This window comes from Cytobacillus stercorigallinarum, assembly GCF_014836495.1.
Lineage (GTDB): Bacteria > Bacillota > Bacilli > Bacillales > Cytobacillaceae > Cytobacillus > Cytobacillus stercorigallinarum.
In genome coordinates this window covers 23,874-46,885 of the sequence record NZ_JACSQT010000007.1, presented here as the reverse complement: position 1 = coordinate 46,885, position 23,012 = coordinate 23,874, and the positions used below count along the sequence as shown (strand labels likewise).

Here is a 23,012-nt window from a genome sequence, read left to right as displayed (position 1 = left end):
AACTCCTTTTTAATAAAAATGAATAGAGGTTGTCCCTTCTTTCTATTATTATATGCACGGCAGTCTATTATATACGTCACATTATTGTCACCTTTATTATTATACCTATATTTTTTTCCTAGATACAGTGCAAATTTCCTGATTGCTAGGGAAGAAGGAGAGTCTAATCGAATTCGTTTATTTTTTTAGTAAAGAAGGAGTAATTCAATAAGACCAGGAATGAGTATAGTTGAGGCAAAAATAGAGAGGAAGATGTAGAAGTGAATCAAGTGTTATTAGTAATTGATGCACAAGAAGCATTAATTGAGGGGGAAAACGGACAAACGCCAGTCTATCAAAAAGAGCAACTGATTACTACAATAAATTTACTCATTGTTCAAGCAGAAAAAAATGATATTGACGTTATATTTGTAAGGGATCTAGATGTTGGCGGAGGATGTGGAGATGGCTTTCAAGTACATCATTTAATTAGAGTACCCGAAAAATCTTCTAAAATCATGTTTAATAAACGTGCCACAAATGCTTTTTACGAAACCGGTTTGTTAAATTACTTAAAAGAAAGAAATGTCCAACATCTAGTTATTGCAGGATGTCAAACGGAATATTGTATCGATACAGCTGTCCGATATGCTACTGTTAATGGATTTGATGTTACTTTAATTGAAGATGGCCACTCGACAACTGATTCAACAATTTTATCTGCAGAGAAAATAATTACTCACCATAATCAAATCCTCCATGGTCACTATAATGTTGATCATTTTTCAGTAGTAAGAAATAGTCATGAAGCGGTCTTTATCCCACCTCACAATGAATACAGGAAAGAGTGGGCAGTTGAGTTAGAGCAACCAAAGTAAGAAACTTATCCATACTGAAGTTGACAAGAGAGTCTGCCCTACTAAATATATGTAGAGCAGACTCTCCTAGTCAAACATCACCGACTAACATTGTCAAATGTTGAGGTAAGATAGAAATTGTAGAGGGTGTTTCGTCAATTAATTCTCCGTCACAATCAATTTTTTGAATGGGTTGTGCTTCTATCTTTAATGAATTTGTTCGAAAATAGACGATTTCTTCATTTTTTTTATCTGGATAATCGTCATTTACTTGTGATTGTAACCACGTCCAAAAATTTTGCATACTCGCTTGTTTAATAATTAACACATCAAGTAAGCCATCTTGGATATTCGCTTGAGGAAAGAAGGATTGCACACCGCCTAAAAAAGAACCATTCCCTATTACGACCATGACAGCATCATCATCATAGGTAGAATCATCACTTTCGATTTTTAAGTGAAAGACTTCGTTTTGAAAAATAAGTTTAGATGCTTGAATATAGTAAGACATTTTACCGAGTTTTTTACTATTCTTATCCATTTGCTCTGATACTTTTGAAATTAAGCCAATTCCCCAGAAGTTCAAAAAGTATTGATGATTAAAAGTACCGATATCTATCTGTTTTATCTTTTTTTCCTTAATCTGTTTGGCGGCTAATAATGGTTCTTGGTTTATACCAATTGTTCTTGAAAAGTCATTACATGTCCCCCCAGGTAAGATGGCAAATGCTGGTCTCTCTTGTAATGGTGCTAATGCGTTGACTAATTCAAAGATTGTTCCATCTCCGCCAGCCCCGATAATTAAATCCACTGAAGATGCAAGTTTTTCCACGTATTTAGCGCCATCACCCTCCTGTTTTGTTTGATATATTTTCACATTGGAAAAGGTTTCCTTTAATTCTGTTTCAATTTCTTCCATTTGATTCATTAATTTTTTGTTGCCTGCATTAGGATTTAAAATAATTGCTACAGTATTCATGGTTCATTTCCCCTTTCGTTATGGACATATTTCCCGTTTTATTTCAAAATGTAGCATGAATTTGAAATAAAAATACTATAAATTCGAGATATTTTACTTGAAGATAAATCACTTGAGTGGTAAAGTGATAAATATAACGAGGTGACTTTAAAATGAAAAAGCATACTTTAGGGTCTTTATTATGGATGAGGATAGCTCGATTTACCCATCAAAGTAACTTATTATCTAATGAGTTTTTAAAAAAATATCAATTAACTGCTTCCCAATTTGATGTTCTTACACAGATAGCAGCGTACGAACCTATTACGCAACAAGAGCTAGCTGATAAATTAACTGTGAGCCAAGGTGGGGTATCTAGAATGCTTTCAAAACTAGAAAAAGAGGGATTGATTATAAAAGCAGTAAAATGGAAAACAAAAAAAATTTCTCTCACAGAAAAAGGGAAGACTAAATTAGCTGCTGCATATGAGGCTCAACTACATTTTCAAACTTCTTTTTTTGATGAATCGCTATCACATGATGAGCAGAAGATTCTTTATCAGTTATTATCAAAATTACAAAAAAATAGTGATCAGAAGAAAAAATCCATTATGTAGGAGAGGGTTTAAATGACGTACATTGCAGGTCATCATCATACATCGATGATTACAAAGGATGCGAATAAAAATAATCACTTTTATAAAAATATACTAGGTTTAAGACGGGTTAAGATGACTGTAAATCAGGATGATCCCTCTATGTATCATCTGTTTTTCGGAGATGAAATCGGAAGTCCTGGTACAGAATTAACATTTTTTGAAATACCGATGGCAGGTAGAACACATAAAGGAACAAATAGTATTACCCGTATTGGATTACTTGTCCCATCCTATGAAAGTTTATTGTTTTGGTCCGAACGTTTTAAGCAATTAAAAGTAAAACATGGAGAAATTTCTGAATATACGAAACGCCCCAGCCTATCATTTGAAGATCCCGATGGCTTGCAATTAGTGTTTATAGTCTCTGAACAAAGCCTGTCATTTTGGAGAGGTTGGTCTCAATCACATATCCCTAAGGAACATCAAATTATGGGCATGGGCCCAGTTGAAATGACAGTGAGGAGACCTGAGAAGTTGCAGGATACGCTGGTGAATCTGTTTGGCTACTCTATTTCTTATCGAGAAGAAAAATTAACGGTTTATCAATCAGTAGCAGGCGAACCGTTCGGTGAAATTGTAGTGATTAAAAAAAATGGACCAGATGAAAGACCGGGACGAGGCAGTGTTCATCATTTAGCAATCCGTGTAAAAGATGAAGAGGAACTGAAATATTGGGAAAGTAGAGTAAGAGAAAAAGGGTATTTAACAAATGGTATAATCGATCGCTATTATTTTAAAAGCCTATACTTTAGAGAATCTAATGGTATCCTTTTTGAAATGGCGACAGATGGTCCAGGATCCACAATTGATACCGACCTCGTGCATTTAGGAGAAACTTTAGATCTTCCGCCATTCCTCGAAGAACGCCGAGAAGAAATAGAAAAAATGCTTAAGTCTATAGAGGAGAATGAATAATGGAAAAATACCGGATAAATAAAGAAAATGGTTTGGAATTCGGCTTGTACTCATTGGGTGATCACATTCCAGATGCTAAAACAGGCAATCGAATATCCGCGCAAAAGAGGCTAAATGAAATCATCGAGGCTAGTCAATTAGCTGAAGAAGCAGGTATTGATGTGTTTGGCCTAGGTGAGAGCCATCAAACTTATTTTACAACTCAAGCACATACCGTTGTACTTGGTGCGATTGCCCAGGCAACGAAGAAAATAAAATTAGCCAGTTCAGCAACAGTATTAAGTGTATCTGATCCTGTTAGGGTATATGAGGATTTTGCTACAATCGACTTGCTTTCAGGTGGCCGTGCTGAAATTGTCGCTGGTCGTGGTTCTAGAGTAGGAGCTTATCAATTATTGGGTATAGACTTAGCTCATTATGAAGAGATCTTTGAGGAAAAGTTGGCTTTATTAAAGCAACTGAACGAGGAAGAAAGGGTGACATGGTCGGGAAGATTCCGTGCGTCATTAGATAATGCTGAAATGCTTCCACGGCCTCTGAATGGTTCACTTCCTATTTGGAGAGGTGTTGGCGGTCCACCAGCTAGCGCCATTAAAGCAGGGAAAATGGGCATTCCAATGGTATTAACAACATTAGGTGGTCCAGCAGATCATTTCAAAATATCAGTAGATGCTTATCGCCAGACGTTAGAGGAGAATGGATTCCAAGCCAATCAATATCCAATTGCAACTACGAGTTTGTTTTATGTTGCAGATACAACTAGAGAAGCGCTTGAAGGAATGTATCCATATCTAAATGGTGGTTTTCAAGCGATAAGAGGTGGAGGGGGTTACCCTATTCAGCAATTTACACAAGCCCCAGATGTAAGGGATGCTTTAATGGTTGGGAGTAAGCAGCAAATTATTGAGAAAATCCTCTATCAATATGAATTATTTGGGATGCAAAGGTTTTTAGCACAAATCGATTTTGGTGGTGTACCTTTCGCCGATGTAATGAAAAATATAGAGATCATTGGGAATGACATAATTCCAGCAGTTAAGAAGTATACAAGAGTAGAAAAATCGTCTGAAAATTAATAGAAGCAAAGAAGCCACCTTATTGAAAGTGGCTTCTCTTTATATCTTATCAGTATCTATTATATTCATTTCTTCTATATGATTTTTCGCCTCTTGATCACCTAATTGATAGATCATCTCATAAAGACGCATCAAAATTTGATCATATTCGGGGTTAGGCGATTTTTTATGATACTCAAGAAAAGGAACTTGAGCTCTAGCAAAGGTTTTTAACTCAGCATGATAGTTCTCATCTAAAAAGCGGTTGAGCTCAGCAATTTCAGCACCTGTTGCATATACTCTAAACTGCCAATCATGACCATCCATTGTGTCAAGTATTGTACCGTTTTCAAGGTTGATAAAGTAAGCTTCTCTATTACCATCCATATAAACCTCTCCTTATCCTTGGATAGTCATGTTATTCCCTGTTGGATAGGTAGGTAAACAAGAGATTCAACTGACTTTCGAGAAACAAACGATGAAATGCTCATTTCACTTGCCTTAATTCAAGCTAGTATGAGATTGAATCATTTGTTTTTAACTTAATTGTTCTAAGTATCGGTATAATGTCGATTTACTGATCCCTGTCTGTTCTTTGATTTCTAATAAAGTGAAATTATTTGTTTGATACATCTCAATCGCTTTTTTAACATTTTCATCAGGCTTTTTGGGTCTTCCACTCGATTTTCCTTGTTCTTTTGCTTTTATTAATCCCCTTCTCGTATTTTCACTGATTACGTCACTTTGAAAGGAAATAAGCTTATTTAACATAGGTAAGAAATGCTTACCCGATTCATTACTTGTATCGATTTCTTCATGTATGGCTTGGAAATAGATCTCTCGCTCATCTAACTCATTTAATAATTCTGCGAGATGATTAGTAGAATCAGCCAATACGTTCAGTCTTGCGACAATCACTTTATCTCCTTCTTGCAAATGGTTTAATAAATCCTTTAATTTCACTCTTCTTTTTGGTGAGGTATGTGCTTCTTGAAAGTATATATCGCAATCTTTTAAGTGGGTGTATTGCTCATCTATATCTAAATTATGTAAAGGTCGTAAATATCCCGCGAACATAATCATTGCTCCTTTTCTGCTTGAGATGAATTAAGACTAATGGTTGCAAACGTAATTAAAGATATCATATCACAACACCTGAAAATTTCTTTCTTTGACATAATCAATCCCAAAAACGTTCCTTTATGAAACCATCTGTGTTAAAATCTTTTCATTGTCTAAAAAAAGAGTTGAATGAGGTGTTTGAGATTGATCACATTGAAAGAACAATGGTTTTCAAATATTAGAGGAGATATTTTATCAGGCATTGTCGTTGCACTTGCACTTATCCCAGAGGCGATCGCCTTTTCTATTATTGCTGGTGTAGATCCAATGGTAGGGTTATATGCATCTGTTTGTATTGCTATTATCATCTCTTTTACAGGTGGAAGGCCCGGAATGATATCTGCAGCTACTGGAGCAATGGCACTCTTAATGGTTCCTTTGGTAAAAGAATATGGTTTGAATTATTTATTAGCTGCAACTATTTTAACTGGAGTGATTCAGTTTTTATTCGGTGTATTTAAAATAGCTAAAGTAATGAAATTTATCCCGCGAGCTGTCATGATGGGATTTGTTAATGCACTTGCTATTCTCATCTTTATGGCGCAGGTGCCTCATATTTTAGGAGAGTCATATATGACTTTCATCTTTTTAGCTATTACTCTTTTAATCATTTATATTGTACCAAGATATATCAAGATTATACCCGCTCCACTCATTGCGATTGTTTCCCTTTCAGCAGCCGCGATCTTTTTTCAAGTCGAAATGAAAACAGTCGGGGATTTAGGGGCGATTTCACAATCATTACCAAGCTTCCTTATACCCAATGTACCATTTAATCTAGAAACGTTGATGATTATACTTCCCTTTTCTGTTGCTTTGGCAATTGTTGGGTTGCTTGAGTCGTTATTAACGACTCAAATTGTAGACGATATGACTGATACTGTAGGAGATAAGAATAAAGAAGCAAGAGGGCAAGGAATTGCTAACTTTATCACGGGTTTCTTTGGGGGAATGGCAGGTTGTGCAATGATTGGTCAATCGGTTATCAATGTGAAGTCGGGTGGCCGAGGACGTCTATCAACACTTGTAGCTGGTCTTGTATTAATGTTTTTGATCCTTGTGTTAGGAGGAGTAGTTGTCCAGATTCCAATGCCTGTGTTAGTAGGTATTATGGTTATGGTCTCTATTGGTACCTTTGATTGGTCTTCTTTTACTTATTTGAAAAAGGCACCATTATCTGATTCGTTAGTGATGTTAGTTACAGTTGGCATCGTTGTATATACACATGACTTATCTAAAGGTGTTATTGCTGGTGTCATATTAAGTGCAGTCTGCTTCGCGGCGAAAATATCAAAGGTGAAACTAACGAAGTCCATCGACCACTCAAAGTGTGTAACCAATTATCAGGTTCAAGGTCAAATATTCTTTGTCTCTGTTGATGCTTTTTTAGAGAAAATAGATTTTGACGTAAAAGAAGAGACGATTGTATTTGATTTCACTCAAGCTCATATTTGGGATGATTCAGGTGTTGGTGCGTTAGATAAAGCTATAATGAAGCTCAAAGAAAACGGAAATTCCGTTAAAGTTCAGGGTTTAAACGATGAAAGTGAACAAATAGTGAAGCGATTAGCTGTCTTTCAACATGAGATACAAAAGAGTTAGGTAAACGCTATCTTCCTATCATTTATATAAAAAAGTTGCGAGATGCCGGCCATCTCGCAACTTTTTAATTATAGAAGGTAATGAGGTTGAAGAAGGACCTGTTATCTATATTTTATAGTTTTTTTATTGTTGGTAATTTTGGCTAATATTTGGTAAAGTCCGATTGAGGTGCTCTATACAACTAGTATAATGACGAATGTAAGGGAGGAGCTACGAGGAAGAGTTGTTGCTTCAGTTATATCTTTGTTAAGAATTGCTTATATAATGGAGATTATACTTGTTGGTATATAGGAGATATGCTCGCTGTTTCAACAATCGCAGCGGGTGTTGGAATATTTATAATTTTTTAGCAGGGATTTTGAATAGGATATTATTTTTGAGACCAAAGGAAAAAGTTGTAGAAACAGTATCAATAGATTCATAAGTAAAACAAATAAGGGGGAAGAATTATAGTGAAGCTCCAAAACTTAAAATCAGATGAGATTTTAATCTTATTAAAAAGAAATTTTTCTAAGATAGAAGAGTTTGTAACACAATTTGATGACTCAATATTGTTTAGAACAAGGCAAAACGGAAAATGGACTGTAAAACAAATAATAGGTCATTTATATGATACACAAGAGGTGTGGGGCGAAAGAATTAAACAATGTTGTCAATCTTCATTAATCATTTTTGAATCGTATGATCCAGAAAAGCTTGTAGAAGAAAGAGAGTATAATAAAGCAAATTTAAAAAGGATGTTAGAACAGTATAGAAAAAGCAGAATAGAGATGTATGAGTTATTAACAAAGGAAAATTTTAAAAAAGAAGGTATACATATAGAAGATGGAACAATGACCGTTAAAGATTTAGCCGAGACCATTATGGCTCATGAACTGCATCATATTGCACAAATTGAGGATATCAAAAAGAATATAGGGGTGTGAAAATATGAAGCACGTTGAGTATATGCTCGGTAATTTAGTGTCTGTAGATTACGAAAAATACATCAGAGAATTAAAACATAGGAAAAAAATCTCAAAGTAATACAAACCGGCACCCCAGTGTTAATATTTCACCCTCAATATTTATATCAAAAGCAGTCCTAGTAGAAAAAGTCCCTTTTGAATTTAAAATTTTTAAGGGTCTTTTTCTTTTACCTATAAATTAAAAGATAATTCATAATTATGTTTTAATGAATGATTTTCATTCATTATTTCTAATACCTATTGTCGTCACTATTCATCGCATGATAAAATGCAGTGGTGCCTCGAATGGCGAGCGAATTTAATGATGGAGGATAGAAGCCATGAAAAAATATATTTGGGATAGTATTGTCATTGTCTTTGGTGCATTTCTTTTTGCATTAGCTATTAATCTGTTTGTCATCCCGAGTGAACTAAGTGAAGGCGGAGTTACTGGATTGACAATTATATTCTATTATCTTTTTGAATGGTCTCCAGGATTAGTGAGTTTCATATTAAATACCATTTTATTGATTGCAGGATATAAATTTTTAACGAAACAAACCGTTATATATACGATTATTGCTGTCGTTTCGCTTTCTCTTTCCTTACATTTAACTGAAGGATGGAGAATTGATTCGAATGAGATATTAGTTAATGCGATCTTTGGAGGAATATTTTCTGGTGTAGGTATTGGCTTAATTATTCGTGTTGGTGGTACTACAGCAGGAACAACGATTCTTGCGAAGATGACAAATAAGTTCTTAGGATGGAGTATTAGTTATAGCTTATTATTTTTTGATATTCTTGTTGTTTTAAGTTCTTATTTTATTATTGGCGCAGAGAAAGTAATGATTACACTCATTATGTTATATGTTGGTACAAAAGTGATGGAGCTCATTATTGAAGGGTTAAATCCTAAAAAGGCTGTCACAATTATATCAAAAGAGTCAGACACGATTGCCCAACTAATTAATCAAAAACTCGACCGTGGAGTGACAGTAATGAACGGAAGAGGATATTATACGAAGCAAGCAAAGGAAGTACTATATATTGTCATTAGTAAACAAGAAATTATGAAATTGAAAAAAATAGTCTTAGCAACAGATCACACAGCCTTCGTTGCCATACATGATGTACGCGATGTGTTTGGTGAGGGATTTGGAGATATGTCAAAAGGATGAGAAGCCAGCGATGAGCTGGTTTTTTTGTTCCTTATCATTTAAACATTCGCAAAAAAGAATGCACTTTTGTAAGATTCACTATATCTGAAAACAATGTGATAAGAAAAAATCACCAGATTCTAAAAGGAGAAATCCATCTTTTTACAAGTGTAAGTATTAAAAAATGATCCTATTAATTAATGAGTACAATTTAGATATTTTTTTGATATCCTTGAATCGATAATATCCTACATATCTTTTCATGGTCATAAATAAAAAATACATAGGCAATTTCACCCGAGTTATTGTAGAATGAAAGGTATGGCGTTTAGCCTAGAGCATGAATAGAAGGAGAAAGAAAATGACAGAGAAGATAAATGATTTACAACAAGTCGAGATCAAGCCTTTGCCGATTACCATTGTGTTAATGATTGCTGCTTTTATTGGCTTGTTTAGTGAAACGGCACTTAATATGGCTTTTACGGATATTATGGTTGATTTTCAGATTGAACCACATGCGGTTCAGTGGCTGACAACAGGGTTTTTATTAGTGCTTGGTGTGTTAGTACCAGTTTCAGGTTTACTTATTCAATGGTTTAGTACAAGGCAATTATTCGCTGCTTCCCTTATATTCTCAATTGTTGGGACATTGATTGGAGCGTTATCAATTAGTTTTCCTATGTTATTAATATGTCGTGTGATACAAGCGATAGGGACAGCATTGTTATTACCATTAATGACGAACGTCATCTTGCTGATTTTCCCTGCGAATAAGCGTGGAAGCGTGATGGGACTTATGGGTTTAGTTATTATGTGCGCCCCTGCTATTGGTCCGACGATTTCAGGATTATTGATTGATCAATGGGGATGGCATTCTATATTTTGGTTATCACTACCTATTTTAATCCTTACTTTAGTCATTGGAATGGCGTTTATGCAAAATGTTTCTACCATTACAAAGCCTCGAATTGATTTTGTCTCATTGTTATTATCGACTATTGGTTTTGGTGGTGTTGTATATGGATTTAGTAGTGCAGGAGAAGGAAATGGCTCGTGGGTTAGTCCAATGGTACTTTTACCAATTGTAATTGGTTTAATTAGTTTATTACTATTCTCTATTCGCCAGTTACGTAGTTCAGAGCCAATGCTTGATTTACGTGTTTTCGCACATCCAATGTTTTCTTTAGGAACGATTATGGTTTTTGTATGTATGATGATTATTTTATCATCTGCTATTTTACTGCCACTGTATTTAAAAGGTGGACTATTACTAACTGCACTAGCAGCTGGTCTTGTTTTACTTCCAGGTGGATTAATCAACGGTTTGATGTCTCCAATTACAGGGCGACTATTTGATCGGTTTGGTCCAAGATATTTAATTATACCTGGTTTTGTTTTAACAACGATTATGTCATTTTTATTTACTAGAATAACGACGGAAACAAGTTCAGTTTTCATCATTTTCATTCATTCTGTGATGTTAATCGGTGTAGCGATGATTATGATGCCGGCTCAAACGAATGGATTAAATCAGCTGTCAAAAAGGCATTATCCAGATGGCTCAGCTATTATGAATACACTATCGCAAATTGCTGGGGCCATTGGTACGGCAGTTGCTATTAGTCTAATGGCAGCAGGTCAATCCAGCTATATACCAAAAGAGGGTATGGAAAATACAGCGATCGCAGCTGAAGCCTTAACAAACGGAGTCCAGACAGCGTTTTATCTTGGGTTAATTGCTTCTATCATCGGACTGATTTTATCTTTCTTTGTAAAAAGGGTCTATGTTGAGAATGAAACAAAATAACGCTTGCCATTAAGTGAGCCCAAAAGTTAGATAATTTATCTTAAGCAGCTTAGAGGACTTGAGTCCTGTCATTATACAGTACTCAGGTCCTTTAATTTTGCTTTCAATCATAGTATATATAATCCTTATTGTCTTGTAATACAAAACTCTGTATAAAGAGGAGTTCTGTTTTAAGGCTGCCTAAGAAGTTTTTAATAACAGCCCGCCCATAATTTGTCCTCATTAGACATATAAAAATACTGCACCGCCATTGTTCGTTTTGTGTCTAACAATGGCGGTGCAGTTCATTTACATGTATTATTAACTTTGATTTACTACAATTGTTCTACTACCTGTGGCTCTAAGGTCACTTCGATGTTATTGCGTATAGCTTTAGAATAAGGACAAGTTTCATGCGCTTGATGAACGAGTTTTTCTAATGTCTCCTGATCGGTTCCTTTTGCTTTAATAATTAAATTCACCTGTAAACGATATCCTTCTTCTTCATCTTTATAGAGACTGACATTGCCAATTACTTCAGTATCTATCGGTGTCCGTTCCATTTTAGATACACCTTGTAGGGCACTTTCAAAACAAGCCGCATATCCGGCTGCGAATAATTGTTCTGGATTCGTCGCTTCGGGCATTTCTTTTGCTCTAGGGGTTCCTGGCATTGCTATGGCGACATTAAAGTTACCATCCTCTGATACTGCTGTACCTTCTCGACCACCACTTACTGTAACAGTAGCTGTAAATAATTTCTTAGCCATTTGGATCGTCTCCTTTTTAGAAATAGATTGTACTATATATATAACCTTTTTTTGACGAGTTACACATTATTTTAAAATCTATTCAAAAAAACGAGGCTTTACGTTTGGCTCCTTTTAAGAAATGTTTTGACCTCAGGAGGTGTATAAGTATAAAATTGCTGAATTAATTCAGCCGGGCTCTCACTAACTAGTGCCATTTTTAGAAATTTGTCCTGTAAAAATTGTTGTTCATTCATATGTGTAATTAAAGAAATTAAGAGGTCAAAGTAGTGATCAATATTGAGGATACCAATAGGCTTCTGATGTAAACCTAACTGCCCCCAAGTAAACACTTCAAAGAATTCTTCTAATGTTCCGCAACCACCTGGAAGCATAATAAATCCATCGGCAAGTTCTTCCATTTTATGTTTTCTCTCATGCATAGAATCTACGATGACAAGGTCACTTAAGTTTGGATGGGCAATTTCTTTATCTTGAAGAAATTTAGGAATGACACCAATTACTTTCCCTCCATTGGCTAATGTACTATCTGCTACTGCGCCCATTAAGCCAATGCTTGAACCACCATATATGAGTGTAATGTTTCTTTTGGCTAATTGCTCTCCTAAAACTTGTGCCCCTTTCATATAGGAGGGATGTGCCCCTTGGCTTGAACCACAAAAGACTGCGAGTGCTTGCAAATTTTTTTACCCCCTTTTTATTTAAATGAAGTATACTTATCTAAGTATAGCAAATATTCTTATAAAATTTGAAGCGGCAGGTGGACCTATGAATGGTGTCGACATCATTACAGATTGTATGGCGACAAATTTCGAAATACAAAAGGTACAAACAATACATCGGTTAAAATTGGCAGAATTTTGGGGCATTAAAGAAGGGGATCGTGTCTTAGAAATAGGTAGTGGACAAGGTGACACCACAGCAGTATTAGCTTATTTAGTCGGGGAGGAAGGGTTCGTTCACGGTATTGATATTGCGTCTCCTACTTATGGAACACCTATTACACTCGGTGAATCCATCTCCTATTTGTTAAATTCTAAAATAGGCAAACAAATTCATATTGATTTCCATATGGATTTATTAGCTGACCAAATTGAGTTTTTAGAAAAATCTTTTGATCACATCGTTTTTTCGCATTGTGCATGGTATATGAAATCAATTGAGGAGTTTGCCGCATTAATGAAAAAAGTGAAAAAATGGGGAAAAAACTTATGCTTCGCCGAGTGGGATACGAGAATAAGTGTAGTGGAACAGTATCCACATTTATTATCCGTTCTTATTCAGGCCCAATATGAGTCTTTCAAAAAAGAGAGTGACGCTAATATTCGTACATTGTTTACCCCATTTGATATACAAAAAGTGGTGAGGGAGGCAGGCTGGGATATAGAGAAAGAACATATTATTTTCTCTCCAGAGTTGCAAGATGCAAAATGGGAAGTGACTAAATTAGTAAAGGACTTACATAATGAGTTAGAACAGTTAGAAGAAATACCTGAGAAGCTGAAGTCGCTTATCTTTTCACAAATGTCCATGTTAGAAGATTTCCGTGTGACGAATGAAATCACGCCATTATCTGTTTATGCGTTTACAGCTAAATAGAAATTGGACCGAATGAAATTTCTGTACTTAATATAGGTGTTTGTATTAGACAACTTATCACATTCCAACATACCTTATTAAGGAATAAAACAGAATGGAGGTCTTAGCGTGAGCTATAAACAATGGAATAACCCAAATCAGGTGGCAGGTGCGCAATCGGGTGCACAATTGCCCCACCAAGTAGCAGGTGCACAATCGGGTGCACAATTGCCTCACCAAGTAGCGGGTGCTCAAACTGGTCCATGGGGTGGCCAACCGCAATTCTTATCCCCATCTTATTCACCAGCACAACAAGGTCCGACTCAAGTTTCTCCGACTCAGCAATATGTTAAGCCGAATTTTTCAAATACGAATATCAATCATGTACACCCTAGTCACACTACAAATGTTAATAAACATTGTATTACACACAAACATTATTTTCCACACACTGAATCCGTTGTAAATGAGTGTAAAGAACAACATATCATGTGTGGTCAGCCTTACAACCCTTGTCAAACAGGTGGTTGGGGTCCTAAAAGACCTTGGTAATTATTTAAGAACTGTCATTAATGGCAGTTCTTTTTTTGTTTTCTTATATTTTTTGATTGATCTCAAAAGGTTTCTACAAAAAGTGTTCACATCGACTTTACAAGATACATAATATGATGTATAGTTGGTTACATGAGTAATCAACCTATCAACTAGGTAGGAAGGAGTCAAAAGTGAAATCAGTTTTTGATGATTCTAAGCCAATATTTCAACAATTGGCAGAAACAATAGCAGATGATATTGTTGATGGTCACTTAAAAGAGGGAGATCAAGTACCTTCGACGACAGAACTTTCTCAGTTTTATCAAATCAATCGAGCGACAGCACAAAAAGGGTTAGGTCTTCTTGTAGATAAAGAGCTGGTTTATAAACAGCGAGGTGTTGGCATGTTTGTAGCGAAAGGAGCGAAGGCACTGTTATTAAAAGAAAGGCAAGCAGATTTCTATAAACAATATGTGCTACCTATGTTAGATGAAGCGAGACGCATCCATTTAAATGAAGAAGATATTCTTCGACTTATAAGGGGGGAAAATCATGATTAAGATTCAAGGACTAGATTTTAAGTACGGATCCACTCTTGCATTGAAAAATGTAAACTTAGTGGAAGAAGAGCCGATTATAATGGGACTTTGGGGTAGAAATGGCGCAGGTAAAACGACGTTAATGAAGCTGTTAGCAGGGTTGGAAAAACCAAATAATGGCCTAATTGATATTCACGGAATCTCGCCATACAATCAATCAGAAGGGATGAAGTATATTGCCTACATGCAAGAAAATCATCCGTTTTCTGAGTTTTGGAATGTGAAAGATGCACTAAGGTTTGGGGCGTATTTCAACCCAAATTGGGATCAGCAATATGCTGAAGAGCTGGTCGAATTATTTGAACTGCCAAAGAAGAAACTGATAAAGAAGTTTTCTAAAGGGATGCAAACGATGATAAAAATCGTCATTGGTTTAGCAAGTAAGGCGCCAGTAACGATTATGGATGAACCGACAAATGGGTTAGATGCATTTAGAAGAAAGCAATTCTATGATGTATTGTTAGAGACGTATGAAGACCACCCACGTTTGTTTATACTATCTTCTCATCATATAGAAGAAATTGAACCACTTTGTGAGAAAATAGCTGTAATTCATAACAAAACATTAGCGAGTTATACCGATACCGAAGAATTAAAGCAAAGAGGTCTTATGTTAACGGGGCCTATAGAAGAAGTGCAAAAACTAGTGCAAGGTCATCACCAAATATTACAACAGAAGAAGTTACTTAACCAAATGCAAGTAATGATTGATGATGCAATAACTGATGAATGGCAGACAATCGCGAATGAATATAAGGTTCATCTTGAAAATGTCTCACTGCAAGACTATCTGGTGCAAAAAACAATGACGCAGGAAAGGAGAGATTAACAATGTTTTCTACATTTAATGGGCCGTTTAAATTAATGTTCGAGGATTTGAAAAAACAGACAATTGTTATTCTCTCTATTACTCTGGGCGTGGTCATTCTATTTTCTATTAGTGGACATTTATTTGGTGATTTCACTGGATCGATTTTTGGTCCTATATATGGATTTTTCTTAATTTATCCGTTTTTACTCTATAATAAAACATATAAGTGTGTTCTTTCTCTAGGAGGAACGAGACGGCAATATCTTTTAAGTACAATTATTAATACCGTTTTATTTATCTGTATCAATACAGCTTTTCTTAATGTGATTTATCAGTTAAATTTATATTTATCAGAGAATAATCTGAATCCAGTTCATCTGCAACATGTTGGATTATTATTTCAAAGTGATAATCCAGTTCTTTATTGGTGGGTTGATGTTGTACTGTGTGTGTTTTTGTTTGGTGTCTTTTTATTAGTCAATAGCTTATGGTTTTATTTAGGTACAATTAGAATATTAATTGGTTTAACGATGATTGGTGGCTTATTTGTTGTTTGGTTTACAAATGAAGGAATGGGTAAAATAATTGATTTATTTGTTAATCATTTATTATCATTCATTCATATATTAGGGTTCATTGGTTTATGCGGCATGGCTTTATCTTACTTGATTATGCGAAACGGTCCATTGGAAAGAGGGGGCCATTTAGTAGGGATTAGGTCTAAAGAATAGATTAACTAAAAAGGTACTGCATTGTTGCAGTGCTTTTTTGTTCTAGGCGATACAGTGAACACCGAACAACAATGAGGAAGCAGGGCTAGATAAGAAAGGGGAGAGAAGACAAATCAGACAAGAAGAAGATCAAGAATAGTTATGGTAATTGGGATGCGCAGTGAAAGAATGGGGAAAGTAATAACAATGTAATATGTTCCATGCGGGCATTGTGGTACGGAAAAAAGCTAATCACCTGAAAAAATCGATTTTTGCCATTTGGAAAAATAAAAAAGCTGAAAAAACTGTATGATATGTTAAAATAAACTCAAGAATTGAAAATGTTAAGGTAAGTGAGGACAAAAAGTTGAATAAACAATTAACAAAGGATTACTCACCCTATTTAACTTTTAATCGAAGTGAATGGTCAGCATTGAGTAGGAGATCGACCATTCCTTTAGAGGATTTGGATTTGCAGTCATTACAAGGGGTAAATGACCGATTATCATTGTCAGAAGTAACAGAAGTATATCAGCCTATATCGCAGCTTTTGAATTTGTATTATTTAAATGCAAAAAACATGCATAAAGATAGCAATCATTTTTTACAGATGGAAACGAAGAAGGTTCCTTATATTATTGGTATTGCAGGAAGTGTAGCAGTAGGTAAAAGTACAACGGCTAGAATGATTCAATATTTGATTTCGGAGTGGCCTGAACGGCCTAAGGTAGATCTAGTAACGACGGACGGATTTCTTTACCCAAATGAAATATTAGAATCAAAGGGGCTTATGAAGAAAAAAGGCTTCCCAGAAAGTTATAATATTAGCAAGCTCTTCAAATTTCTTTCTGAATTAAAATCGGGTCAATCCGTTGTGCAGGCACCTGTCTATTCACATTTAACGTATAATATTGTTCGTGATCAGATGCAAACGCTTACGGAGCCTGATATTGTCATTGTAGAAGGGATCAATGTCTTACAACCACCTAAAAATGTCAGGGGTAAAGATAAGCCCTTTGTCTCAGACTTCTTTGACTTCTCTATTTATATCGACGCCGAAGAAGCGAATGTAGAGAAATGGTACAAAGAAAGATTCCAACTACTTAGGAGCACCGCTTTTAAAAATCCGAAATCTTATTTTAATAAGTTTGCCAAAATGAGTGAAGGGGAAGCTTTAGCAATTGCTGACCGTATTTGGAAGGAAACGAATCATACAAATTTAAAGAAGAATATATTACCTACGAAGAACCGCGCTGATTTAATTATCGAAAAAGGCGAAGGTCATCGTGTGACAGAAGTAAAGGTTAGAAAGCTATAAAGGAATCGCGACCAAGAGTTGTACTATTAAAAAAAACTGAGTGATCATCACTCAGTTTTTTTCTCTATTTAACAATAGCTAATACAAATCCGTCGTAACCTTTTTGACCAACTGTTTGTATAGCTGTAGATTCTATTCGGGGATGATTCTCAAGCATGTCGAAGAAGGAGCGTACACCTTGAATGCGGGTATCCGTACTATGTTCTTCAATGATTTCCCCATTTCTAACGATATTGTCAGCAATAATGACTGCTCCCTTATTGGCTAATTTCAAAGCCCAATTTAAGTATGCAGGATTATTCTCTTTATCAGCATCAATAAATATTAAATCAAATTGTACATCTCTTTTCGCAAGGATAGGTAATGTTTCTAACGCTTTGCCTTCAATGATCTCAATTTGATCTGTAAATGGCGTTTGTTCAATGTTTTTACGAGCAACATTGGCATACTCTGAATTAGCTTCTAATGTATAAATTTTAGCCCCTTTATGAAGTGCTTTTGCAAACCAAAGACTACTATAGCCTCCAAGTGTGCCAATTTCTAAAATATTTTTAGGAGAACGTAACTTTGTAATTAAGTAAAGAAGCTTTCCTTGAGTCGGTGATACATCAATGGCAGGTAAGTCTGCCTCCTCATTTGTCCGTAGTATATCTTCGAGCTCATTATCAATTGTAATCAATTTGTCGATTAAGTAATCATCCACATCAGACCATACCATTTTATCCTCCACTACTATCTCCCCTTCTAAAAAATGTATGTTTCTTTATTTTAAGTATATGTTATGATTTATAATAAAAAAAATATATTATTTTTATAGATTTATAAATAATAATTATAATTAGGGTGATTGAATGAATACACATGGGTTAAGACTATTTTATCAAGTTGCCAAAATTGGCAGTTTCACTAAAGCGGCTGAGCAATTAAATATTAGCCAACCTGCTGTTTCTAGCCAAATTAAAAAATTCGAACATGAAATTGGTGTGCCATTATTTCAACAAAATGGAAGGAAAGCCGTTCTAACTGAATTTGGTACAGCTTTAGCTGGTAAAGCAGAGCACTTGTTTTCATTGGAAAAGCAAATTGAAGCATTTATAGATGATTATCGAAATGGTGAGGAAGGCACGATAAGGATTGCTACGACCTACTTACCTGCAAATTTATTATTACCTAAATTAGCAGCCAGTTTTAAGCGTGAACATGAAAAGGTCAATTTGGTTATTTCTACAAGTAATACGAAAGATGCTTTTGATCAACTTCAACATTATAAAGCTGATATTGCTATATATGGTGGAATTGGTGAGCGGCCGGATAATGTTGATTGGTACGAATTATTAGAAGATGAGCTATGGTTTGTTGTAGGAGCAAATCATCGCTTAGCCAATCAAACGATTAAACTTGAAGAAATGGTCAAAGAGCCATTCATTATGCGAGAAGAAGGGAGTTCCATGCGTGAGCATTTGTTCTCGCTTTGTTATGCTAATCAACTAAATCCGCCGAAGGTTGCTCTTCAATTCGATGGACTAAGTGAAACAATCTCTACGGTCATTTCTGGATATGGGGCAAATTTTATTTCCTCACTCGTTGTCAAAGACCATATTAAGAATGGGCAACTAGCAAGAGTTAACGTAGAAGGCGTTTCTGTAAAGCATAGAATTGCCATTTGTACACGTAAAAACGAAGAACAATCCATCCTTGTGAAACAATTTATTGAGAAGTGTAAACAAAACATTAGAAAAAATTATTGAAAAACATAATAAATATTGAATTTACTTATAGCTTGTTGTTGCTTAAGCTAAGAAAAGAAGGTTTATATATGGAAAGGTGTTTTTCTATATGACATTTTTTATTGAGATATTCATGCAAATTATTTTTCCTATTCTTCTTTTATTGGCATTAGGTGCTTTTTTACAAAGGAAGTTTTCTTTCCAATTGAAGCAACTATCTACTTTAGTAACCAATTGTTTTATGCCAGCAGCTATCTTTTTGCATATTTACCACTCATCTTTTGATGTGAGTTTATTAGGCCAACTGCTAAGCTATTTGTTAATTTTTACGGTGGCCTTAATGATTATCGGGCAAGTAATGGCGAAGTGTTTATCTTTAAATAAGGGAGAGGCAGCTACTTTAAAAAATAGTATTTCCTTAATGAATTCGAATAATTATGGATTGCCTGTGAGTCAACTTGTCTTTACTGTTAATCCATTAGGTGTATCCGTACAAATTATTATCATTGTTGTGCAAAATATTTTAACCTTTACATACGGTATGTATAACCTTCTTTCAACTAGTCGATCGATAGGTTCTCTCATATTGTCGCTCGTAAAACTGCCTGTAATCCATGCCCTTTTATTAGGATATCTCTTCTTATTATTCAACATTCCTCTTCCCACTTTTATAGAGATTCCTTTAGAACAATTGGCAGCTGGTTTTATTGGCTTAGCTTTATTATTGTTAGGTGCGCAATTATCACAAATACAATTAAAAATGTTTCATCGCGTGATTACATGGAGCTTAATTGGACGTTTATTATTAGGGCCAGCTCTTTCATTCCTTATAATTACGCTTCTTGGAATTGAAGGGGTTTTAGCACAATCTTTATTTATTGCCAGTGCTTTTCCTACTTCAAGAAATACCGCTACAATTGCTCTTGAATATAACGTGGAACCACAGTTGACTGCTCAAATTGTGCTGTATTCTACATTATTAAGCAGCCTAACTGTATCTTTAGTCATTTATTTGTCATTTGTTATTTATACATAGTTCGAATTTAAAATCAGGTTACTTGTTTTAAAAACCTTCCAACTATGTTTAATTTTATCACTGTGGGTTTTTATACAAACCTGCCTCTACTAAACACCGTAACTATAATTGTGGACTAATCGGTTCATAATCGATATACTACAAATGAAGGAGGGAGAACATTTGGCTCGTCCATTAAATTTTAATCCGCAATTAAAATTAAAAGATGTCATGATCTTATTTTGGAAAAAGGGATATCATGCAACTTCTCTCTCGGATTTACAAGAAGTCACCGGTTTAAGTAAAAGTAGTATTTATCAAGTATACGGCAATAAATATGATTTATTTATAGCCGCTTTCCGTATGTATCATGAAAATCAGCTCAAACTACTTCAAGACATATTACAAAGCGGACATAACGGTTATGAGGCGATTGAGTCTTTCTTATTAAAAATAGTGGATGCTGAGGACGGTTTACCATGTGGATGCATGACAAGTAATGAAGCAATTGAAATGGGGCCGCATGATCAAGCGTTTTGTCAGCTTATTAATGAGCAATTTCAAGAGATAGAAGAAGTATTTATTCGTGCTATTGAAAGAGGAAAGGCAGATCAATCCATTACTTCGCAAACAGACAGCTTGTTGTTGGCACGTTTTTTTATGGTGATGATTCAAGGCACAAATGTAATGAGCGGTGTGAAAACAAATAGTGATCGTGTTATGGATGCATTAACAGTAACAAAACAAATCTTAAAAAGTTAATAGAAAGTAGGGAATAGAATGAAAGTAGAAATTTGGTCAGACATTGCTTGCCCTTTTTGTTATATTGGCAAAAGAAAGTTTGAACATGCACTTGTTGGCTTCGAACAAAAAGATGAGGTAGAAGTGATATATAAAAGCTTTCAATTGGATCCAAATGCTCCACAAAATACAACAGAAACGATGAATCAAATGCTGGCAAAGAAATACGGCCAGTCTATTGAGCAAGTTGAACAAATGCAAAAACAAGTTACGGCTCAAGCAAATGAAGTAGGCTTAGATTATCATTTAAACGATGCTAAAATGACAAATACTTTAGATGCTCATCGCTTAATCCACCTAGCAAAAGAAAAAGGTAAAATGAGCGAAATGAAAGAACAATTACTTAAAAGTTATTTTGTCGAAGGAAAACATGTAGGGGAAATAGAATCATTAATTGATATTGCAGCAACTGTAGGATTAGATAAAGAAGAGGTTACATCTGTTCTAGCTTCTAATCAATATAAAAAAGAAGTAGAGCAAGATATGCAAGAGGGCGTGCAGTTAGGTGTACAAGGTGTTCCATTCTTTGTTTTTAATCGTAAATATGCCGTTTCTGGTGCGCAATCTTCAAATGTTTTTTCTGAAGTATTAACAAAAGTAATCAAAGAGGAAAAGCAAAGCCAACCATTGAATGTAGTGAAACAAGGCGATGCTTGCACAGATGGCAGCTGTTAAAAATTTTAATTTAAGGAGTGTTTTACAAATGAGTGAAGCAATCAAGTATCAACTAGAATTAACAAGAAACAATCTATTAAGAGAAGTAAAAAACATCCCGCAAGATTTATTAGATGTTCAACCTGTAGGCTTCAATAATACGATCCATTGGCATATTGGACATGTCCTAACAGTGACTGAGCAATTCATATTGAATTATCCAAATAACACAGACCATCTTTCTGATAAATATATGAAGTTATTTGGTTACGGCTCAAAGCCAAGTGATTGGACAGGGGAAGTTCCGGCTGTAGATTTGTTAATTGATCAACTTCAAGATCAAATTGTTCGAATAAATAAGATTCCCAATGATGTGTTTGCGCAAGAATTACCTGAAGCAATATTAGGGCAAAAGACAGTAGGCCAACTAGCAATGTTGTCTGCTTATCATGAAGCAAATCATCTAGGACAAATTCATGCAATGAAGCGCATGGTTGAAAAATAATATACGAGTTGCAGATAGCTTTATTCGCTATCTGTACTTTTAATTTGAATTTTCCCTTTTTTCTCATAATAATATTGAATAAAAATCCGTTTTGTTGTATTTTTATTATATTACGTTTAAAAGGGGTTCAACAGCAATGGAAATTTTTAATGCAGTTAGCACGGATGTGAAACAAATTCATCAATTAATCAAAGTGTACGCTGATAAGGGCATTGTACTACCTAGGTCATATTTATCACTCTATCAACATTTACAATGTTTATATGTAATGAAAGAAGAGGGAAAGATTGTCGGTGTTGCAGGTTTACATGTATTGGGAGAAGACCTAGCTGAAATTCGCTCCCTTGTTGTAGATGATCAATATGCTGGAAATGGAATCGGGCGCCTGCTGGTCAATAAAGTGGCAGAAGAAGCTGTGAAACTAGGGATACAAAGGCTTATCTCATTAACCTATGAGCAAGAATTCTTTGCTAAATGTGATTTTACTGTAGTGTCTCGTCATTCACTACCAGAGAAAGTTTGGGTAGATTGTATGTCATGCCCTAAAAATGATGCTTGTGACGAGATTGCCATGATTCGTTTTATCGCTTAAATTTAATGTAAATGCTGCAGTCACTAGCTACTGTAGTAGGTTTTTTGGTCTGCTAGTCGGGTTTACACATAATAGGATGTACGGAATGCACAATTTTCTATTGAAACCCGTTACGGGTGCGGTATTAATTATGATCACAATCTTAATTGCTGAGCTAAAGCCATCCCTCAATAAAAACCAATCTGCTAAAAAAATTCATAATTAATTGTACTAAGCGACTCATAAGAAACTCTTTAATTTAAACATTACATGAGCACATTGTGAAACGTCGTACTTAAGCTAACGGGGGGCGGGTTTGTTTTAGAAGGGGAAAATATTATTAGATTGATCTAAGGAATGTCTACAAAAGTTAGACATT

General features: G+C 35.1%; 26 protein-coding genes. 20 read left to right on the top strand and 6 right to left on the bottom strand.

The genetic code is table 11. The features are described from left to right. Positions 1-260 precede the first annotated feature (260 nt). On the top strand, positions 261-857 hold the full coding sequence (locus H9655_RS14315) for an isochorismatase family protein (RefSeq protein WP_191815169.1): 597 nt from the start codon (positions 261-263) through the stop codon (positions 855-857). A 70-nt stretch (positions 858-927) separates the two neighbouring features. Here the strand turns inward: H9655_RS14315 and H9655_RS14310 are convergent, their stop codons facing one another. Continuing rightward, complete coding sequence (locus H9655_RS14310) at positions 928-1,815, bottom strand: diacylglycerol/lipid kinase family protein (RefSeq protein ID WP_191815167.1); 888 nt, start codon at positions 1,813-1,815, stop codon at positions 928-930. Positions 1,816-1,967: 152 nt separating this feature from the next. Between H9655_RS14310 and H9655_RS14305 the strand changes: the two genes are divergently transcribed. From H9655_RS14305 to H9655_RS14295, 3 genes are read left to right on the top strand one after another with little or no spacing between them, the layout of a single operon-like run. Beyond that, on the top strand, positions 1,968-2,411 hold the full coding sequence (locus H9655_RS14305) for a MarR family winged helix-turn-helix transcriptional regulator (protein ID WP_191815165.1): 444 nt from the start codon (positions 1,968-1,970) through the stop codon (positions 2,409-2,411). A 12-nt stretch (positions 2,412-2,423) separates the two neighbouring features. Then, a complete protein-coding gene (locus H9655_RS14300) occupies positions 2,424-3,368 on the top strand; it encodes a ring-cleaving dioxygenase (protein ID WP_191815163.1) in 945 nt (314 codons plus the stop codon). Then, positions 3,368-4,444, top strand: coding sequence for an LLM class flavin-dependent oxidoreductase (locus tag H9655_RS14295; RefSeq protein ID WP_191815161.1), 1,077 nt, complete (start codon positions 3,368-3,370; stop codon positions 4,442-4,444). The genes H9655_RS14300 and H9655_RS14295 overlap by 1 nt, the downstream gene beginning before the upstream one ends. A gap of 39 nt (positions 4,445-4,483) precedes the next feature. Here H9655_RS14295 and H9655_RS14290 read toward each other — a convergent pair whose 3' ends face one another. Both H9655_RS14290 and H9655_RS14285 read right to left on the bottom strand, forming a co-directional pair. Next, the gene (locus H9655_RS14290; RefSeq protein WP_191815159.1) at positions 4,484-4,810 is read right to left on the bottom strand and encodes a hydrolase; all 327 of its coding nucleotides are present in this window, start codon (positions 4,808-4,810) and stop codon (positions 4,484-4,486) included. A 150-nt stretch (positions 4,811-4,960) separates the two neighbouring features. Next, entirely contained in the window at positions 4,961-5,500 is a 540-nt protein-coding gene (locus tag H9655_RS14285; RefSeq protein WP_191815157.1) for a recombinase family protein, read from the bottom strand. Positions 5,501-5,689: 189 nt separating this feature from the next. Here H9655_RS14285 and H9655_RS14280 point away from each other — a divergent pair, with 189 nt between their 5' ends. The 4 genes from H9655_RS14280 (at position 5,690) to H9655_RS14265 (ending at position 11,061) form a co-directional block, all read left to right on the top strand. Continuing rightward, positions 5,690-7,147, top strand: coding sequence for a SulP family inorganic anion transporter (locus H9655_RS14280; protein WP_225230649.1), 1,458 nt, complete (start codon positions 5,690-5,692; stop codon positions 7,145-7,147). 452 nt (positions 7,148-7,599) lie between these two features. Further along, entirely contained in the window at positions 7,600-8,073 is a 474-nt protein-coding gene (locus H9655_RS14275; protein WP_191815153.1) for a DinB family protein, read from the top strand. Between the two features lie 362 nt (positions 8,074-8,435). Then, a complete protein-coding gene (locus H9655_RS14270; RefSeq protein WP_191815151.1) occupies positions 8,436-9,275 on the top strand; it encodes a YitT family protein in 840 nt (279 codons plus the stop codon). 340 nt (positions 9,276-9,615) lie between these two features. Then, positions 9,616-11,061 carry an MDR family MFS transporter gene (locus H9655_RS14265; protein ID WP_191815149.1) on the top strand — a complete coding sequence of 482 codons (1,446 nt, stop codon included), beginning with the start codon at positions 9,616-9,618 and terminating at the stop codon, positions 11,059-11,061. Positions 11,062-11,375: 314 nt separating this feature from the next. Here H9655_RS14265 and H9655_RS14260 read toward each other — a convergent pair whose 3' ends face one another. Next, a complete protein-coding gene (locus H9655_RS14260) occupies positions 11,376-11,810 on the bottom strand; it encodes an organic hydroperoxide resistance protein (RefSeq protein ID WP_191815147.1) in 435 nt (144 codons plus the stop codon). A 98-nt stretch (positions 11,811-11,908) separates the two neighbouring features. Then, complete coding sequence (locus tag H9655_RS14255) at positions 11,909-12,490, bottom strand: LOG family protein (protein WP_191815144.1); 582 nt, start codon at positions 12,488-12,490, stop codon at positions 11,909-11,911. Between the two features lie 25 nt (positions 12,491-12,515). Between H9655_RS14255 and H9655_RS14250 the strand changes: the two genes are divergently transcribed. From H9655_RS14250 to coaA, 6 genes are all read left to right on the top strand, one after another. After that, positions 12,516-13,409 (top strand): class I SAM-dependent methyltransferase, encoded by an 894-nt coding sequence (locus tag H9655_RS14250; protein WP_225230648.1) that lies wholly within the window; start codon positions 12,516-12,518, stop codon positions 13,407-13,409. A gap of 108 nt (positions 13,410-13,517) precedes the next feature. Then, positions 13,518-13,940, top strand: coding sequence for a CotD family spore coat protein (locus H9655_RS22920; RefSeq protein WP_404826101.1), 423 nt, complete (start codon positions 13,518-13,520; stop codon positions 13,938-13,940). A 173-nt stretch (positions 13,941-14,113) separates the two neighbouring features. After that, positions 14,114-14,482: a GntR family transcriptional regulator gene (locus H9655_RS14240; RefSeq protein ID WP_191815139.1), complete on the top strand. Its 369-nt coding sequence runs from the start codon at positions 14,114-14,116 to the stop codon at positions 14,480-14,482. Beyond that, entirely contained in the window at positions 14,475-15,350 is an 876-nt protein-coding gene (locus H9655_RS14235; RefSeq protein WP_191815136.1) for an ATP-binding cassette domain-containing protein, read from the top strand. Before H9655_RS14240 ends, H9655_RS14235 begins: the two co-directional genes overlap by 8 nt. A 2-nt stretch (positions 15,351-15,352) precedes the next feature. Continuing rightward, a complete protein-coding gene (locus H9655_RS14230) occupies positions 15,353-16,063 on the top strand; it encodes a hypothetical protein (protein WP_191815134.1) in 711 nt (236 codons plus the stop codon). 346 nt (positions 16,064-16,409) lie between these two features. After that, positions 16,410-17,360: a type I pantothenate kinase gene (gene coaA / locus H9655_RS14225; protein WP_191815132.1), complete on the top strand. Its 951-nt coding sequence runs from the start codon at positions 16,410-16,412 to the stop codon at positions 17,358-17,360. Between the two features lie 64 nt (positions 17,361-17,424). On the opposite strand, the gene H9655_RS14220 is transcribed toward coaA, so the two are convergent. Then, on the bottom strand, positions 17,425-18,078 hold the full coding sequence (locus H9655_RS14220) for an O-methyltransferase (protein WP_191815539.1): 654 nt from the start codon (positions 18,076-18,078) through the stop codon (positions 17,425-17,427). A 133-nt stretch (positions 18,079-18,211) separates the two neighbouring features. Between H9655_RS14220 and H9655_RS14215 the strand changes: the two genes are divergently transcribed. The 6 genes from H9655_RS14215 (at position 18,212) to H9655_RS14190 (ending at position 22,654) form a co-directional block, all read left to right on the top strand. Further along, a complete protein-coding gene (locus H9655_RS14215) occupies positions 18,212-19,108 on the top strand; it encodes a LysR family transcriptional regulator (RefSeq protein ID WP_191815130.1) in 897 nt (298 codons plus the stop codon). Between the two features lie 88 nt (positions 19,109-19,196). Then, positions 19,197-20,123 (top strand): AEC family transporter, encoded by a 927-nt coding sequence (locus tag H9655_RS14210; RefSeq protein WP_191815128.1) that lies wholly within the window; start codon positions 19,197-19,199, stop codon positions 20,121-20,123. Positions 20,124-20,285: 162 nt separating this feature from the next. Further along, entirely contained in the window at positions 20,286-20,864 is a 579-nt protein-coding gene (locus H9655_RS14205; protein ID WP_191815126.1) for a TetR/AcrR family transcriptional regulator, read from the top strand. Between the two features lie 18 nt (positions 20,865-20,882). Beyond that, positions 20,883-21,578 carry a DsbA family oxidoreductase gene (locus tag H9655_RS14200; RefSeq protein ID WP_191815124.1) on the top strand — a complete coding sequence of 232 codons (696 nt, stop codon included), beginning with the start codon at positions 20,883-20,885 and terminating at the stop codon, positions 21,576-21,578. Positions 21,579-21,606: 28 nt separating this feature from the next. After that, positions 21,607-22,062 (top strand): DinB family protein, encoded by a 456-nt coding sequence (locus H9655_RS14195; RefSeq protein WP_191815122.1) that lies wholly within the window; start codon positions 21,607-21,609, stop codon positions 22,060-22,062. 136 nt (positions 22,063-22,198) lie between these two features. Further along, positions 22,199-22,654 (top strand): N-acetyltransferase, encoded by a 456-nt coding sequence (locus tag H9655_RS14190; protein ID WP_191815120.1) that lies wholly within the window; start codon positions 22,199-22,201, stop codon positions 22,652-22,654. Positions 22,655-23,012 lie beyond the last annotated feature (358 nt).

Bases quoted from the DNA above. Each gene is read 5' to 3' on its own strand.
- H9655_RS14310 (WP_191815167.1), bottom strand. From the start codon at position 1,815: ATGAATACTGTAGCAATTATTTTAAATCCTAATGCAGGCAACAAAAAA.
- H9655_RS14260 (WP_191815147.1), bottom strand. From the start codon at position 11,810: ATGGCTAAGAAATTATTTACAGCTACTGTTACAGTAAGTGGTGGTCGA.
- H9655_RS14220 (WP_191815539.1), bottom strand. From the start codon at position 18,078: ATGGTATGGTCTGATGTGGATGATTACTTAATCGACAAATTGATTACA.
- H9655_RS14295 (WP_191815161.1), top strand. From the start codon at position 3,368: ATGGAAAAATACCGGATAAATAAAGAAAATGGTTTGGAATTCGGCTTG.
- H9655_RS14235 (WP_191815136.1), top strand. From the start codon at position 14,475: ATGATTAAGATTCAAGGACTAGATTTTAAGTACGGATCCACTCTTGCA.
- H9655_RS14300 (WP_191815163.1), top strand. From the start codon at position 2,424: ATGACGTACATTGCAGGTCATCATCATACATCGATGATTACAAAGGAT.
- H9655_RS14265 (WP_191815149.1), top strand. From the start codon at position 9,616: ATGACAGAGAAGATAAATGATTTACAACAAGTCGAGATCAAGCCTTTG.
- H9655_RS14200 (WP_191815124.1), top strand. From the start codon at position 20,883: ATGAAAGTAGAAATTTGGTCAGACATTGCTTGCCCTTTTTGTTATATT.
- H9655_RS14195 (WP_191815122.1), top strand. From the start codon at position 21,607: ATGAGTGAAGCAATCAAGTATCAACTAGAATTAACAAGAAACAATCTA.
- H9655_RS14305 (WP_191815165.1), top strand. From the start codon at position 1,968: ATGAAAAAGCATACTTTAGGGTCTTTATTATGGATGAGGATAGCTCGA.
- H9655_RS14215 (WP_191815130.1), top strand. From the start codon at position 18,212: ATGAATACACATGGGTTAAGACTATTTTATCAAGTTGCCAAAATTGGC.
- H9655_RS14285 (WP_191815157.1), bottom strand. From the start codon at position 5,500: ATGTTCGCGGGATATTTACGACCTTTACATAATTTAGATATAGATGAG.
- H9655_RS14210 (WP_191815128.1), top strand. From the start codon at position 19,197: ATGACATTTTTTATTGAGATATTCATGCAAATTATTTTTCCTATTCTT.
- H9655_RS14270 (WP_191815151.1), top strand. From the start codon at position 8,436: ATGAAAAAATATATTTGGGATAGTATTGTCATTGTCTTTGGTGCATTT.
- H9655_RS14290 (WP_191815159.1), bottom strand. From the start codon at position 4,810: ATGGATGGTAATAGAGAAGCTTACTTTATCAACCTTGAAAACGGTACA.
- H9655_RS14250 (WP_225230648.1), top strand. From the start codon at position 12,516: ATGAAGTATACTTATCTAAGTATAGCAAATATTCTTATAAAATTTGAA.
- H9655_RS14190 (WP_191815120.1), top strand. From the start codon at position 22,199: ATGGAAATTTTTAATGCAGTTAGCACGGATGTGAAACAAATTCATCAA.
- H9655_RS14230 (WP_191815134.1), top strand. From the start codon at position 15,353: ATGTTTTCTACATTTAATGGGCCGTTTAAATTAATGTTCGAGGATTTG.